We start from the raw sequence: 13,919 nt of genomic DNA on the forward strand, positions 1-13,919 counted from the left end.
GACTACGGGAGTGACGGGCGACGCAATGGCCGGCCTCACCGTCCTCGGCCTCGGACCCGGACACGCCGAAGCCGAGACCTCACTCGTGGGCCCTCATCCGGAAGCGTGCCGACGCCCTGCCCTTCCGGTCCCCGGCTGTGGCGCTCCCAGGCATTCCGCGATCTCCACGCAGAGGCCTCCTCATGGGAACGACTCCCCCCGCCGCCGAGGAGAGTTGCCATGCACCCGTCGCGGTTGTGCCAAGGCCCGTGCCTGCTCGTGGTGCCGGACCAAGGCGGCAAGCTGGATCAGATCCCTGTCATTGGCGGACCGTACCGATACGGCACGTGTCTGCCAGCGGAGACCAGAGGGACGCGTCAGGATCAGCATGGGGCCCCTGCGTGAGTGAACGACGCCCACCATGTGACTGGCGTTGTCGAACACCGCTGTTCCGGGCTCCCACGGTTCCCTTTTCGGTCTGCTTTCCATGCCGTTGCGCCTCCCGAATCGTAGGGAGAAGATGATCCCCCGATTTCGGTGTGGCATGGTGCGATATGCGCGTTGCCGAATAAAGATCACCGGCGGCAGTGTTCTGCCCATGCGGCCAGATGCTCTCTCGCTTGCTCGCCGAAAAGTGCATAACTCTCGTAGGAGGTGAAGCGGCGGATCAGATCCTGTACATCTCGGCTATCGCGGAACACGATCGCACCCAGGTCCAGTTCGCCGGTTGCCAAGGTCTCGTCATAGATAGTGAATGTGTTCAGGGCGCCAGAGGTGAAGTGAACCCCCATGGGGATGATCCCGAGCCGGATGTTCGGCTGGCGAGTGAAGGACGCGAGCCGGTCGATCTGTATGGCCAGTTCAGCGGGCGGGATGAGCGGATACCTGACGGCCTGTTCAGTCAAAATGAAGGTGAACTGTTTGGATCGCTCGAACAGGACCCGTTGCCTGTCCAGCTTCATGGCGACGGCTTTGGCCTGCTGCTCCGGGGGTGCCTGAGCCAGGCTGGCGCGAGCGTATTCCGGGGTGGCCAGGAGTCCTGTAACCATGGAAAGAAGGAAGTACCGGAATGTTGTGGAAGACGCCTCAAGTCCGGCTAGCTGAAACTGCTTCTTGTCGAGCCCCTTCCTTCGGAGGCCCCTCCCGTCCTGCCATTCGGTCTGCGTGATGCGGGCTATGGCCATCACTTCGGCCGAAACGGCGGGGGATGCCTTGAGACCCCGAAGGAGCTGTTCGACGTCCAGGAGTGAGGGGTGGCATTTGTTGCTCTCGATCCGGCTGATCTTGGATTGCGACATGTTGCAGCGTGCGGCAAGCCGGACTCCTGAGAGCCCGGCTTGCTTGCGGAGATGCTTGAGCATGGCCGCGAGTTCACGCCCCGACTGGTTCAACTCGTCAGGCTCGATGGCCACCGTTGACGTACTCCCTGAACGGTACGGATTCCGCGAGAGCGATCCGCTGGTATGCGACGTACGGTGCCGGACTGCCGTCGTACAGTTCCCGGCTGATCTGTGTACCGTCCGCCGCATAGTTCATGAGGACGACTTCCGACCGGTCGAAGAGCCAGAAGTCCTGAACCCCTTCAAGGGGGTTGAGCCGGTCGGTCACGTCCAGGATGCGGATGTCGTCGCCGGCCCGTGAATGTACGTCGTAGTACATGAACTCGAAGCGGAGATAGTCCGTGAGCGGCCGCCTGACGATGTGGACCCGGCCTTTGGACTTCCCCTCCGCCTTGATCTTCCGTAGTCCCTCTGTGTAGCCGGAGGAGTAGTTCTCAGGGTCCAGCCGTTGCCCGGCCAGGAAGTCCCGGATATCTCCGTCCTCACTCGGCACCCTGTAGACGGGAAGGGTTTCCAGTCGCCACGCCTCATGCTTGAAACCCTGAACCTTGGCCGTCCAGGCTTCACCATCCAAGAGCACGGAACGCCTCCCGCAAGGTCTCTTCGGGAATCTCGACGAGTCCTTCGCCGTCCGGCGCGGTGAACGCCTCGGATACGTCCCCCTGGACCACGAACGAGCCGGAGGCGGTCCGGTAGACGTTCGGGCAGTCGTCGTTGTTGCAGTTGCCGTTCCCGTTGCCGGTAAGCCGGGTCAGCCCCTCACGAACCATAGCCACGAACCCCCTGATACAGGCCCCTCGCGGGCCGGTCGTCATGACGGTACGAGCGGTGTGGGTGAGTCGTCCATGCGGGAACGCGACTATGCGCGTCCTTGCATAAAGAGCGGACTGAGGAGGTCACGGCCGCCAGCGCACCCGGTGTTCGGCGAGGTGGGCGAGGACCGCGTGGTTGGCTTCCCAGCCGTCGGGGAATTTGACCAGGGTGCCCAGTTGGACCGGTTCCGTGGACGGGTAGTCGTCCAGCAGGTCGTCCACGCCCGCGCGGCAGACGACGATGCACGCGTGCCGGTGGCGGGAGGCCAGGACGCACAGGCGGCCCGTCTCCAGGTGGAAGGCGGTGGCGTCCGGCCGGCCGGAGAGCGGGTGCAGGACGACCGTCACGTCGTACTCCCGGCCCTGGAGCCGGTTGGCCGTGTCCACGGTCACCCCGCTCACCCCCAGCGCGGCCAGCGCCGCGCGCACCGCCGCCGCCTGGTCCCGGTGCGCGGTGCCCACCGCGATCCGGGACGCGGTCAGCGGCACCGGGTCCGGCGAACGCTCCGAGACCGCCGCCCCGCCCCGGTCCAGCAGCCGCCGCACCACCTGTGCCACCGCCCGCACCGCCTCCGGATCGGTGCGCGGCGTGTGCCGGGCGGGCAGCTCCAGCAGCCCCCAGCCGGACTCCGCCGCCGCGTCGATCACCCGGTCCGGGCCCGAACCGTCCGACGCGACGGCGAGCGCGAGCCGCCGCTCGCCCGGCCCGGTGCCGCTGCGGAACGGCGTGAACGGGTAGAACGCGTCGGACACCAGCCGCGCCGCCGACGCGGGCAGCCGCCACGACACCGGCAGCCGGTGCTGGGGCAGCGCCGGATTGTGCGCCAGCAGCGTCGTCACGGCGGCGGCCGACGGGTCGTACGACAGGCCCGCCCACTGCTCGCCGCCCACCGTCGAGAACGGGTCGAGCTGCCCCGGGTCGCCCACGAACAGCGCCCGCTCGAAGAGCCCGGCCACGGCCAGCAGCGCGTCCGACCGCATCTGGTACGCCTCGTCGACGATCGCGTGCCGCCACGGCTCGTCCACCGAGACGTGCGCCCACTTCGCCGCCGTCGACAGGACGACCGGCAGCCCGGCGAGGTCCTGGGCCTTCGCCGAGGTCCGTACGTTCGCCAGCTCCTCCAGCGCCCGGTCGTAGGGGTCGGCGTCGCTGCTGTGCAGCCGGCCCACCGGCAGCTCGGGCTCCTTCTCGGCGAGCCGCACCACCAGGTCGTCGACCTGGGCGTTGGTCTGCGCGACCACCATCAGCGGGCGCCCGGCCCGCGCCAGCTCCAGCGCGGCCCGCACCACGAGCGTGGACTTCCCGGCGCCGGGCGGGGAGTCGACGACGACGCCGCGCGCGGTGCCGTGCAGCGTGTCGTCGAGGATCGCCTCGGTCGCGCGGGCCGCCTCCGCGCCCGGGTCGAACTCCGGCCGGCCGGGCGCGGACACCGTCTCGGCGGTCACAGCACGTCCTCCTCGGTCGGGGCGTCGGGGGCCTCGGCGACGGCGCCCTCCGCGCCGGGCGGCCCGCCGTGCGTCCACGGGGTGTCCTCCGGTTCGGGCAGCCTCGCCCCGCCCCGCTGCTCGTGCTCGAACAGGGTGAAGCAGACCGGGTCGCCCTTCTCGGGCACCGACCCGGGCTCCGGCTCCTTGCCGCGGCCCATCTTGTCGACGATCCGCACCACCAGGACCCCGTCCCCGGCCTGTTCCACGAACTCCGCCGTCTGCGCCCGGCCGCCCAGCGACCGGTACACCTTGACCCGCTCGCCCAGGTGCGGCCGGTCGTCGGTGAGGACCGTGACCAGCGGGCGCGGGCTGGGCCGGCGGCCCTCGCTGTACGTCATCACCACGTCCACGACCTCCCCGGCGAACGCCTCCCCGGACAGCCGCCGCCCCGCCATCACCAGCGGATCGTCCAGCGCCTCCTGGGCGTCCAGCCGGGCCTGCTCGCGCTCCCGGGCGGCCAGCTTGTTCGCCGCCGTCACCGCGTCGTCGCGGCGCGGCTGCGGCGGCTCCCCGGAGCGGACCCGGTCGCGGTGGCCGGTGAAGGACCAGCGGTCCCGCGTCCACCGCTCCTCGACGCGCGCCCCCTCCGGCAGTCGCCGCAGCAGCTCCAGCCCCCGCCACACCGCGTCCCAGGTGGGCCGCGTACGGCTCTCCACCAGATCGCGGACCTCCCGCTCGGCTTCGGTCAGCGCGCGCAGCAGACCGTCGGCCGCGAGGCCGTCCTCGGCGCCGGCGAGCGCGAGGCGGGCCCGGTCGTAGCGCTCGATGGCGGGGGCGAGGAGCTTGTTGTCGAAGGCCGGGTCGGTGGCCGGACCCGCCGGCGGGCACAGCAACTGCCCGTCCTCGCGGGCCAGCTCGGCCCGGTGCGCCGCCTCGGCGCCGGTGCCGCCGGCGGGCGGGTCGATCCAGGCGAGCAGCGCCCCCAGGTGCTGGTCCTCCAGGGTGGACTGGCCGGTCGCCCAGTGCCGGCCCAGCAGATCGGTCATGGCGAGCAGCAGCGAGGAGCCGGGCACCCGCGCCCGCTCCCCGTAGTGGGTGAGCCACCGGCCCAGCAGCGGCACCCGGGGCGGCGCGGGGTGCGGCGCCTGCGGGTCCTGCTCCGCCGTCCGCCGAAACCGCGTCGACCGGCCCAGCAGCCGCACGTACTCCACGCCCGCGCGGCTCGGCACGACGATCTGCGCCGCGTCCGCGCACAGCTCGACCTCGACCTTGACACGGGCGCCGGTCCCCGAGTCCCGCTCGGTGCGCTCGGCCGGCTCCACCGCGTCGGCGTACGCCTCCAGGTACGGCAGGACGACGTCCGCCAGCTCGGCGAGGAACCCGAACCGCAGGTCGCGGTCGCGGGGCTGCGGGACGACCAGCAGGTGCGGGGCGTCCCGGTCGGTGCCGACCAGCGCGCCGAGCGGGGCGCCGGCCTCGCCGGCCGTGGTGAGCGGTACGAAGACCAGCGGGGCGGCGGACAGGTGCCGGTGGCGGACGGTGGCGGCCGGCTGGGCGCGGCCGGTGCGCACGGCCTCCAGTTGGGCCAGGGTGGTGATCAGCGACACGCGGCCACCTCCGCGGCCTCGCGCAGCGCCTGCTCGCGCAGGGTCGCGGCCCTGCGCAGCGCCGCGACCACCGGGTCGTCCGGATCACCGGCCTCCCCGCGGGCCGCCGCCAGGACGTCGTCCACCGTGGTCAGGCCGCCCAGCTCGGCGCGGACCGGGCGGCCCAGCGGCGTCACCGCGCCGGCCGCCCGGGACCGGCCCCGGCAGTGGAAGGCCAGCTCGCACGTGGCCAGGCACTCGGGCGCGTACGCCGCCGGGACCGCCTCCACGGCCGCCGTCAGCTCCTCGGGCGGCAGCTCGGGCGAGAAGCACACGCCCTCCGGCAGGGCGGCGGCGATGTCCTCGACGCGGGTGAGCCGGGCCAGTTGCCGGGCGGTGACGGCGCGCTGGCGGCGCACGTCGACGGCGGAGGCGGCGGGCAGGTTGGAGAAGTCCTTCGGGCAGACCAGGAGCACCCGGTGCCGCACGCGCGGCGCCCCGGCCCCGGCGGGCCCCTCCGGCGGGCCGGCCAGGTGCGCGGCGACCCGCTCCAGCGCCAGGACGTACACCGCGGCCTGCCGGGCGGCGGCGCCGACCTTCGCCGCGTCGGCGGCGCCGTCCAGCATCGGGAACGACTTGATCTCCACGACGGTCCAGCGGCCGTCCGGATGCACCACCACCGCGTCCGGCTCCAGGAAGGCGGGCGAACCGGCGACCTCCAGGGCGAGCATCGGATGGTCCAGCAGGGTCCAGGAGCCGGCCTCGGCGGTCGCCTCCCGCAGGGCCAGCGCGGTGCGCGCCGCACGGCCCTCGGGGCCGGTCGCCGTCAGGTCGGGCAGCCGCGCGCGGGCGGGCGGCTCCGCGCCCCGGTCCAGCGCCTCGTGGGCGAGCCGCAGCAGCTCGGCACCGCCGTCGGCCTTGACCCGCGCCTCGAAGGCGTTGCCCCGGGTGAGGGCGAACTGCGACTGGCCGAAGGGCGCCGGCGCCCCCAGCCGCTCCGCCAGCGACGCCTTGTCCACCCCGGCGCCGTCCAGCAGCGCCCGCCGTCCGCACCCCGGGTTGGCGGCGAGGGCGGCCAGGGCGCGGGCGTCCAGCGCCTTGGCCGGGACACCGGGACCGCGCAGCTCAGCGAGCCGGTGCCGCAGCCCCGTCGCCCGCGTCCGCGGGGGAGGTGTCCGGCCCGGCTCCCGCCGGGGTCCGCTGCTCGCGCTGCCGTGGAAATCGCTCACCCGCGGAAGTCTGGCATCCGGCACCGACAATCGGGGAGCGCACGGCCTTCCGGCGCTCCGCGTACGCCGCGGACAGCGCCCGCGCCCGGTCCGCCGCGCGCAGCACGTACGGGGTGAGCAGCAGGCCCAGACCCATCACGGCCGCGCCCGCCACCGCGTCGAGGAAGTAGTGGTTGGCGGTGCCCATCACCACGACCGTGGTGATCAGCGGGTAGAGCACGGCCGCCGCCTTGGTGGCACGGGTGCCGCCGAGCCGCCACAGCATCACGCCGCACCACAGCGCCCAGCCCACGTGCAGGCTCGGCATGGCCGCGTACTGGTTGGTCATCCCGCCCAGCCCCCGCGGCGCGCTCGCCTCGCCGCCCCACCAGCCGTACGAGCTGTAGTGGGCCATCGTGTCGACGAAGCCGTGGCGCGCGTCCAGCAGCCGGGGCGGGCAGGTCGGGAGCAGCGTGAAACCGATCAGGCCGATGAACGTGGAGGTCATCAGCCAGGTGCGGGCGGCCCGGTAGCGCACCGTGCGCGAACGGAAGATCCACACGAGGACGGCGGGCGTCACCAGGTAGTGCAGGGAGGCGTACCAGAAGTCGGCCGGCACGCCGAGCCACGGCTCCCGGGTGAAGACCCGGTTGAGAGGGTGCTCCGCGTTGAGGAACAGCGCCTGCTCCACGCGGAGGATCGCCAGGCCGTGGCCGACCGCGTCGGACACGTCGCCGCGCACCAGGAGACGGCCCGCCGAGTAGCACGCGTACACCAGGAGGATCAGCGGCAGCTCGGTCCACCAGCGCAGCCGAGTCTGCGGGGCCGCCCCGGTGCCCGGTGTCTCGGTGTGCGGCAATCCGATCGCCCTCCCCCTTCGTCCTCGCGCCCCGGTCGGAGCCGGCGTGTCACTCTACGGCGTCCGCGGGGGCCTCCCGTGGAGAGCCCCCGGCCGGGATAGACGTCGGAAACGCCCCCCGGGTTGCCCGCCCGGGGCGTGGGCGATGATGGAGAGGTTCCACTTTGTGCACCTCCCCCGGAAAGGCCGCTCCATGGCACCCCGCATCCTGCTGGCCCGGCACGGACAGACGGAGTGGTCGCTGTCCGGCAGACACACCGGCAGGACCGACGTCCCGCTCCTCGAAGAGGGCCGCCGCGGCGCCAAGCTGCTCGGCGAACGCCTCCACCGGCCGCCGCTGGACGGACTCTCCGCCGCCGAGGTGCGCACCAGCCCGCTCTCCCGCGCGCGGGAGACCTGCGAACTCGCCGGCTTCGGCGACCGCGCCCGCGCCTGGGACACGCTCATGGAGTGGGACTACGGGGCCTACGAGGGGCTGACGCCCCAGGAGATACAGGCGGAGCGGCCCGGCTGGCTGATCTGGCGGGACGGCGTGCCGGGCGGCGAGAGCCTCGCCGAGATCACGGCACGCGCCGACGAGGTGGTGGCGTGGGCCCGCGAGGCCGACCGGGACGTGCTGGTCTTCGCCCACGGGCACATCCTGCGCTCCATCGGCGCCCGCTGGCTCGGCCTCTCCCTGGAGTTCGCGGCCCGCATCCGGCTCAACCCGACCTCCCTGTCCGTCCTCGGCTGGGCCTACGGCGAACCGGCCGTCGAGAGCTGGAACGACCTGGGGCACCTGGCGGGCTAGATCAGGGTCACGATCTTTCCCCGGACGCGTCCACGCTCGGAGTGGGCGTGGGCCTGTGCGATCTCTTCCAGGGGGTAGGTCTGTTCGACGCGCGGCGTGTAACGGCCTCGCGCGCCGTATCCGGCGGCCTCGGTGAGGAGCGCGGGGTCGTTCGCCGCGTTGGCCAGGCGGACGCCCAGGTGACCGGCATTCCTGTAGTCGGCGACCGTCACGACACGGGCCGGGCTTCCGGCGATCTCGATGAGGTCCGTGAGGGAGCCGGAGGCGGCGGTGTCGAGCACGAGATCGATCCCGTCGGGGGCCAGGCCGGCGAGGCGTTCGGCAAGGCCCGTGCCGTAGGTGGTGGGAAGGGCCCCGAGGGACGAGAGGAACGCGTGGTTGCGCTCACTGGCCGTCCCGATCACGGTGGCCCCCAGGGCGACCGCGATCTCGACCGCCGCGCCGCCGACACCGCCGGCGGCGCCCTCGATCAGCACAGTGCGCCCCGCCAGCGGGCCGAGCGCCTTGAGTCCCCCCAATGCCGTCACGGCCACCAGTCCGGCCCCGCCCGCCTCCGCGTCGTTCCACGCGTCGGGCGCGGGGGCCCAGGCCGAGAGCACGGCCAGCTCCGCCGTCGCTCCCGTGACGCCGCCCAGCCCGAAGACGCGGTCGCCGACGCTCACCCCGTCCACGCCCTGGCCGATCCTGTCGACCAGGCCGACGGCGTCGCGGCCGGGGATGGCCGGCAGGTCCACGGGGAGTACGTCGCGGACCTCTCCGCTGCGCACCTTCCAGTCGACGGGGTTGACGCTCGCTGCCGCGACGCGAATGCGGATCTCTCCGGCACCGGGCTCCGGGTCCGGCGCCTCCTCGACGGTGAGGGTCTCCGTGCCGCCGTATTCGTGGTAGCGAGCTGCGCGCATGATGTTCTGCCTTCCATCCCGATGTCTTGGTACGCCTTGACGTCGGCCACGCTAAAACCTGACGCTGGCGTCAGGTGCAAGTCGGGCAAGCGAATCGGAGGCCCCGTGCGTATCGGTGAGGTGGCCCGGCAGGCCGGGGTGAGTGTCCGGGCTCTGCGGTACTACGAAGAGCAGGATCTGCTGCAGGCCCAACGGAGCACCGGAGGGCAGCGCCACTATCCGGAGTCGGCGGTGGCTCGGGTGAGGCTGATCCAGCAACTGTTCGCCGCGGGGCTGCCGAGCAGGTCCGTTCGCCTGGTGCTGCCCTGTGTGGACTCCGGCACGGCGGCGCCGGGGCTCTTGGACCACCTGGAGGCCGAACGCGCCCGGATCAGCGAACGGATCACCGACCTCGCCGCGGCACGCGACCGACTCGACACGGTGATCGCCAACACCCGCAACCCTCCGCCCGAGTGCACCCACGATCCGAAGTGAGGCACCCTCGATCGGCGGTCCCCCCTGTGCACTGCCGCCGACGGCCGACATGATCGCCGCACGGTCACGGGAGGCGCAGGCTCGTCTGGCGGTCGGGCGGACGTGAGCAGGGCCTTGAGGGGGAGCATGCACCGTAACCACCGTAACCACCGGAACCACCGGAACCACCGGAACCACCGGAACCACCGGAACCTGGCCGAGTTGGCCCACGTCGCCCTGACGGCCGCGTCCGGTGCCGGACCGGGGCCCTCCGTCGCCGGCGGGCGGTGGGTCGTCGGCACCTGCGTCCGCGGGGGCCTCGGCTTCGCGCTGCTCCGGCACCGGCGGACGGACGGGTTCGCCGCCGAGGAGCTGTACGCCGCGGTCCGGGAGGAGGACGGGGGCTGGAGCGCCCCGGACCACCTCACGGGGGACATCGGGGGGATCAACCCCGACGACCCAGACGACGCCGGGGAGGTCGCGCGGGTCCTGCACGGGCGGGCGCTGGCGCCGTGGGGCGAGTTCGAGGCGACCCTGTACACCGGGCGGCCCGGGGGTGACGAGGGGTACGAGCCGCTGCGCTTCCACGCGCTGCTGGTGACACCCGAGGCGGACCACCTCGACGTCCGGGACGACACGCCGGGGGCCGGCACCGCCCGCGAAACGGACCGCAGGACGCTGCTCTCGCGGGTCGCCCTGTTCGCGCTCTTCCCGGGCGAGCGGTTCACCGTCCGCGCGGTGGCCGGGACGGGCTCCCGCGCGCGGGAGCTGGGGGAGCCGTGGGAACTGGCCGGTGCCGGCCCCGGGTGGGAGGAAGAGCCTCCCGGGTGGCTTGCGGAGGTGGAGTGAGGGGCGGGGAAGGCGGGTCCGCGGCCCGGCCGGTCAGGTGCCGGGCCACGGACCCGCCGCTCGGTGGGGACCCGCCCGCCGCCGGTCAGGAAGCGCGGCTTCGCGGCAGCGCCGCGTGGCGCTCCAGGAACGCCGAGACGCCCGAGGCCCGCTTGTGCGGCAACAGCACCCGGGTCGTCCCCGCCAGCATCGTCTGGACCCGCGAGGACTGGACCTCGTCCAGCAGGTCCAGCACCCGCGTCCCCGCCGCCGCGGCCTCGTCCGGCCGCCCGCCGCGCGCCAGGTCGTCGGCCAGCTCCGCCCAGTACAGCGCGCGGTTGCGGGCGAAGTGCGGCTCCTGCAACTCCGCCGCCCGCCGAGCGTGCCGGGCCGCCCGAGGCCAGTCGCCCAGCGTCGACCAGCACTGCGCCTCCAGTCCCTCCAGCTCGGCCTCCCCGTAGAAGCTCATCCACTCCGGGTCGGCGTCGCCGGGGCCCCGGCCGTGGAGGGCCTGCGCGCGGGCCAGGGCCTGTTCGCAGCCGACGCGGTCGGCGAGCCCCGCCCAGCCGCCCGCCTCGCGCAGCGCCAGCAGCGACAGCAGCCGGTCCGAGCCCAGCGGGCGGGCGGCGCGCTGCGCGGCCTGGGCCGCCCGTACGGCCTCCCGGGGACGGCCGGCGTCCCGCGCCAGGAACGCCGTGTTGCAGAAGGCGTGCGCCTCCAGACCCGCGTCGCCGGTCATCCGGGCCATGGCGAGCGCCTCGGCGTAGTGGGAGCGGGCGTCGTCGAACCGGCCCGAGTCGTGGGCCAGCCAGCCCACGGAGAGCGCCAGCTCCCCGGCGCCCGCGTAGAGCCGGTCGGCCGTCGCCTGCCGGGTCGCGCCGGCGTCCAGGAGCGCGTAGGCGGCGCGCAACGGGGCCGCCGCGCGCCGGTAGAGGCCGTCGGCGCCGTGCCGGTCGTCCAGCAGCCGGATTCGGCGGACGGCCTCCTCCAGGGCGCCCGCGTGTCCGGCCCCGGCCCGGCGCGGCGGGTCCCCGGCCGCGGCGGCGTCGAGGGCGAGCCCCAGCGGGCCGAGCGAGGCGGCGGCCACGGTGGCGCCGCCCGTCATGAATGCGCGACGCAGCACGTCGCTCTCCTCAGGGTTGTCGTGCGGGTGGTGCGGGTCCGCCGGTCCGCCGGCCGGGGCCGGGGGACCGGCGTCGGCGGTGTGCGCCCCGCGTCCGCGGACGGACGAGCGGGGCGCGAAGCCGAGGTCGGTGAGGGTGCGGCCGGGGAACATGTGCAGGAACACCCGCTCGTAGGCGTAGTTCGGGCAGCGGATCTCACCCGCCTCGACCCGGCCGATGTAGCGGGCGTCGCAGCTCACCCGCTCGCCGATCTCGCGGGCGGCCCGGCGGACCGCCGCCGCGAACTCGGCGGCTGAGCGCCGCCCCCGCAACCGGCGGAAGGCGAGATTCGGCTGCGCCGGCCGGTCGGGCCGGGCAGAGTGCACCGTCGACGACGCCATGGCCGGGCCCTCTCGTGCGAACCGTCGAACCCCTGCCGGAGGGACGGCGAGTCGACGGGAACGTCCCGGTGGCCCCCCGTTTCCGGCGACACGACGGTACCGTCTGTGACCGGTCCGCCACTCGGTGTTTGGCGACAAAGTGGATATCCCCACCGCGATCTGCCATGAAGTGCCATCCTTTGCCGCCGTGTTGTGCCGTAGCCCCGGGGGCCCTCACGCGTTGGGCACGACGGACCGGGAGGCCCCCACCCCCCGATCCCGTTCGCGCGAGGAGGGAGTTCCGTGGTGGAGGCCGGGATGCAGACCAGCGGGATCAGCGACGCGGAGGGCGGCTGCGACACCGTCTGCGACGTCGTGACCGTGCCGACCCGTCAGGGCCTGGAGGCGGTCGACATCCTCAGACGCGGGGCCGGCGAATCGGTGGGCCCCGTCGTGCACGTCGACTGCTGCGACACCCTGGGTTTCGTGGTGCCGCCGGGCACCGCCGCCGCCTGGGACCTGCCCGGCAGCTCCTGCATGCACACCCACGGCCGCGGGCTGCGCCTGACCTTCGCGCCGCATCCGCCCACCGAGGACTCCGACTGGCTCCTGCCGCCCGGCCAGGGCGACCCGGCCACCGACCCCGCCGTCCTGCGCGCCGCCCTCGGCGAGGCCGCCCGCCTGATCGAAGCGGCGGACAGCCGCTGCTGAGACCGCTCCCGCGCGCGCCGTCAGCCGCGCGGGGCGAGCTGCTCCCGTACCCAGGCGGGATCGGGATTGGTGTGCGGACGGCCGTCCACGAGGACGGTCGGCACGGTCTCGTCGCCGCCGTTGGCCGCCCGCACCGCCGCCGCGGCGGCCGGGTCCCGCCGGATGTCCACCCAGTGCAGCCGATGGGCGGCGCGGCCCAGCCGAAGGCGCAGCCGGACGCAGAACACGCACCCGGGCCGCCAGAAGACGACCGGCATCCCGTCGGCCGCGCCGCGCCGCCGCGCCTCCCGCTCACCGGTCGAACGCGGGAAGAACAAAGGCGAGTTCACCCCCGCGAGGAGCACGAACACCAGCAGGAACGCCACCGCCGGGCCCCTCGACCCGTCGGAGAACAGCCCGGCCGCCAGGACGCCGCCGGACACCAGGAACACCAGCGGCAACCCCCACGCACGTGTCATGAGACCGAAGCCTAGTGATGCCCCCGAACCGGCCGGTGCGAAGCCTGGCGACGCCCCCGAACCGGCCGGTGCCGGATGCGGTGGCCGTCGGCGGGCCGGGTGCCGGAAGTCGCCGATAATGGGGTGATGGGAAAGTCGGGAAACGCCGCCGGCCGGCGTGGTCGTGGTGGTGCGGAGAGCCTCGTCGAGGAGGTCGACCAGGGGCGGGCCGAGCTGGTGCCGGACCGGGAGCGCCGGCGGGCCTGGACGCTGCTGGTGGACGGGGCGCCGCAGTCGCACGTCGACCTCGACGACCCGGCGTACCTGTCCTTCGAGTACCAGCGCCGCCTCGGGCACGTCATCGACCTGGCCGCCCCGCCCGGGAAGCCGCTGCACGCCGTGCACCTCGGCGGCGGCGCCCTCACCCTCGCCCGCTACGTCGCCGCCACCCGGCCCCGCTCCACCCAGCAGGTCGTCGAACGGGACGCCCGGCTCGTCCAGTTCGTGCGCCGGGCCCTGCCCCTGGACCCGGGCGCCCGTATCCGGGTCCGCTCCACCGACGCCCGCGCCGGGCTCGCCAAGGTGCCCGACAACTGGGCCGGGATGGTCGTCACCGACGTGTTCGACGGCGCCCGCACCCCGGCCCACCTGACCTCCGCCGAGTTCCTCGACGAGGTACGGCGGGTCCTCGCGCCCGGCGGCATCCTCGCCGCCAACATCGCCGACGGGCCGCCGCTGGCGCACCTGCGCGGCCAGATCGCCACCGCCGCCGACCGGTTCGGGGAACTCGCCCTCGTCGCCGACCCGGCCGTGCTGCGCGGCAGACGGTTCGGCAACGCCGTCCTCGTCGCCTCCGACCGGCCGCTGCCCGTCGCCGAGCTGACCCGTCGCGCCGCCGGCGACCCCCATCCCGGCCGGGTCGAACGCGGCCGGGCGCTGGCCGACTTCACCGGAGGCGCCCGCCCCGTCACCGACGCCTCCGCCGTGGCGTCCCCGGCCCCGCCGCCGGGCACCTTCACCTGAACGGGGCGCCGCCGCACGGTCCGTAGCGTCCGCATGGTCCTTACCGTCCGCATGGTCCGGCCGTCCGCATGGTCAGGGTG

The 13,919-nt window shown here is 74.0% G+C and carries 15 protein-coding genes; 5 read left to right on the forward strand and 10 right to left on the reverse strand.

Features of this window, described 5'->3' with window-relative positions; all coding sequences use genetic code 11:
- Positions 1-554: 554 nt before the first annotated feature.
- The 7 genes from J5Y05_RS21800 to J5Y05_RS21830 all read right to left on the reverse strand — a co-directional run bounded on the left by J5Y05_RS21800 (position 555) and on the right by J5Y05_RS21830 (position 7,212).
- Entirely contained in the window at positions 555-1,391 is an 837-nt protein-coding gene (locus J5Y05_RS21800; protein WP_210874730.1) for a helix-turn-helix domain-containing protein, read from the reverse strand.
- Positions 1,375-1,899 carry a DUF6879 family protein gene (locus tag J5Y05_RS21805; RefSeq protein WP_210874731.1) on the reverse strand — a complete coding sequence of 175 codons (525 nt, stop codon included), beginning with the start codon at positions 1,897-1,899 and terminating at the stop codon, positions 1,375-1,377. Before J5Y05_RS21805 ends, J5Y05_RS21800 begins: the two co-directional genes overlap by 17 nt.
- On the reverse strand, positions 1,883-2,089 hold the full coding sequence (locus J5Y05_RS21810; RefSeq protein ID WP_210874876.1) for a hypothetical protein: 207 nt from the start codon (positions 2,087-2,089) through the stop codon (positions 1,883-1,885). Before J5Y05_RS21810 ends, J5Y05_RS21805 begins: the two co-directional genes overlap by 17 nt.
- Before the next feature lie 126 nt (positions 2,090-2,215).
- Positions 2,216-3,577, reverse strand: coding sequence for an AAA domain-containing protein (locus J5Y05_RS21815; RefSeq protein WP_210874732.1), 1,362 nt, complete (start codon positions 3,575-3,577; stop codon positions 2,216-2,218).
- Positions 3,574-5,166 (reverse strand): amino acid adenylation domain-containing protein, encoded by a 1,593-nt coding sequence (locus J5Y05_RS21820; protein ID WP_210874733.1) that lies wholly within the window; start codon positions 5,164-5,166, stop codon positions 3,574-3,576. Before J5Y05_RS21820 ends, J5Y05_RS21815 begins: the two co-directional genes overlap by 4 nt.
- Positions 5,157-6,374 (reverse strand): hypothetical protein, encoded by a 1,218-nt coding sequence (locus J5Y05_RS21825; RefSeq protein WP_307854029.1) that lies wholly within the window; start codon positions 6,372-6,374, stop codon positions 5,157-5,159. Before J5Y05_RS21825 ends, J5Y05_RS21820 begins: the two co-directional genes overlap by 10 nt.
- Positions 6,271-7,212: a phosphatase PAP2 family protein gene (locus tag J5Y05_RS21830; protein WP_210874734.1), complete on the reverse strand. Its 942-nt coding sequence runs from the start codon at positions 7,210-7,212 to the stop codon at positions 6,271-6,273. The genes J5Y05_RS21825 and J5Y05_RS21830 overlap by 104 nt, the downstream gene beginning before the upstream one ends.
- 193 nt (positions 7,213-7,405) lie before the next feature.
- Between J5Y05_RS21830 and J5Y05_RS21835 the strand changes: the two genes are divergently transcribed.
- Positions 7,406-8,002 (forward strand): histidine phosphatase family protein, encoded by a 597-nt coding sequence (locus J5Y05_RS21835; protein WP_210874735.1) that lies wholly within the window; start codon positions 7,406-7,408, stop codon positions 8,000-8,002.
- On the opposite strand, the gene J5Y05_RS21840 is transcribed toward J5Y05_RS21835, so the two are convergent.
- Complete coding sequence (locus J5Y05_RS21840; protein ID WP_210874736.1) at positions 7,999-8,904, reverse strand: NADP-dependent oxidoreductase; 906 nt, start codon at positions 8,902-8,904, stop codon at positions 7,999-8,001. The genes J5Y05_RS21835 and J5Y05_RS21840 overlap by 4 nt on opposite strands.
- 105 nt (positions 8,905-9,009) lie before the next feature.
- On the opposite strand from J5Y05_RS21840, the gene J5Y05_RS21845 reads away from it, so the two are divergent.
- Together J5Y05_RS21845 and J5Y05_RS21850 are read left to right on the forward strand one after the other, a co-directional pair.
- Positions 9,010-9,378: a MerR family transcriptional regulator gene (locus J5Y05_RS21845; protein ID WP_210874737.1), complete on the forward strand. Its 369-nt coding sequence runs from the start codon at positions 9,010-9,012 to the stop codon at positions 9,376-9,378.
- A gap of 201 nt (positions 9,379-9,579) precedes the next feature.
- Complete coding sequence (locus J5Y05_RS21850) at positions 9,580-10,206, forward strand: hypothetical protein (protein WP_247615083.1); 627 nt, start codon at positions 9,580-9,582, stop codon at positions 10,204-10,206.
- A gap of 85 nt (positions 10,207-10,291) precedes the next feature.
- On the opposite strand, the gene J5Y05_RS21855 is transcribed toward J5Y05_RS21850, so the two are convergent.
- The gene (locus J5Y05_RS21855; protein WP_210874738.1) at positions 10,292-11,689 is read right to left on the reverse strand and encodes an NsdA family TPR-like regulatory protein; all 1,398 of its coding nucleotides are present in this window, start codon (positions 11,687-11,689) and stop codon (positions 10,292-10,294) included.
- A 297-nt stretch (positions 11,690-11,986) separates the two neighbouring features.
- Between J5Y05_RS21855 and J5Y05_RS21860 the strand changes: the two genes are divergently transcribed.
- Positions 11,987-12,379 carry a hypothetical protein gene (locus tag J5Y05_RS21860; protein ID WP_210874739.1) on the forward strand — a complete coding sequence of 131 codons (393 nt, stop codon included), beginning with the start codon at positions 11,987-11,989 and terminating at the stop codon, positions 12,377-12,379.
- Between the two features lie 20 nt (positions 12,380-12,399).
- On the opposite strand, the gene J5Y05_RS21865 is transcribed toward J5Y05_RS21860, so the two are convergent.
- Positions 12,400-12,837, reverse strand: a complete 438-nt coding sequence (locus J5Y05_RS21865; RefSeq protein WP_210874740.1) for a glutaredoxin domain-containing protein — start codon at positions 12,835-12,837, stop codon at positions 12,400-12,402.
- 126 nt (positions 12,838-12,963) lie between these two features.
- Between J5Y05_RS21865 and J5Y05_RS21870 the strand changes: the two genes are divergently transcribed.
- On the forward strand, positions 12,964-13,839 hold the full coding sequence (locus J5Y05_RS21870; RefSeq protein ID WP_210874741.1) for a spermidine synthase: 876 nt from the start codon (positions 12,964-12,966) through the stop codon (positions 13,837-13,839).
- Positions 13,840-13,919: the final 80 nt, after the last annotated feature.

Source organism: Streptomyces tagetis (assembly GCF_018069565.1).
GTDB lineage: Bacteria > Actinomycetota > Actinomycetes > Streptomycetales > Streptomycetaceae > Streptomyces > Streptomyces tagetis.

Bases quoted from the DNA above. Each gene is read 5' to 3' on its own strand.
- J5Y05_RS21810 (WP_210874876.1), bottom strand. From the start codon at position 2,089: ATGGTTCGTGAGGGGCTGACCCGGCTTACCGGCAACGGGAACGGCAAC.
- J5Y05_RS21835 (WP_210874735.1), top strand. From the start codon at position 7,406: ATGGCACCCCGCATCCTGCTGGCCCGGCACGGACAGACGGAGTGGTCG.
- J5Y05_RS21840 (WP_210874736.1), bottom strand. From the start codon at position 8,904: ATGCGCGCAGCTCGCTACCACGAATACGGCGGCACGGAGACCCTCACC.
- J5Y05_RS21855 (WP_210874738.1), bottom strand. From the start codon at position 11,689: ATGGCGTCGTCGACGGTGCACTCTGCCCGGCCCGACCGGCCGGCGCAG.
- J5Y05_RS21860 (WP_210874739.1), top strand. From the start codon at position 11,987: ATGCAGACCAGCGGGATCAGCGACGCGGAGGGCGGCTGCGACACCGTC.
- J5Y05_RS21865 (WP_210874740.1), bottom strand. From the start codon at position 12,837: ATGACACGTGCGTGGGGGTTGCCGCTGGTGTTCCTGGTGTCCGGCGGC.
- J5Y05_RS21870 (WP_210874741.1), top strand. From the start codon at position 12,964: ATGGGAAAGTCGGGAAACGCCGCCGGCCGGCGTGGTCGTGGTGGTGCG.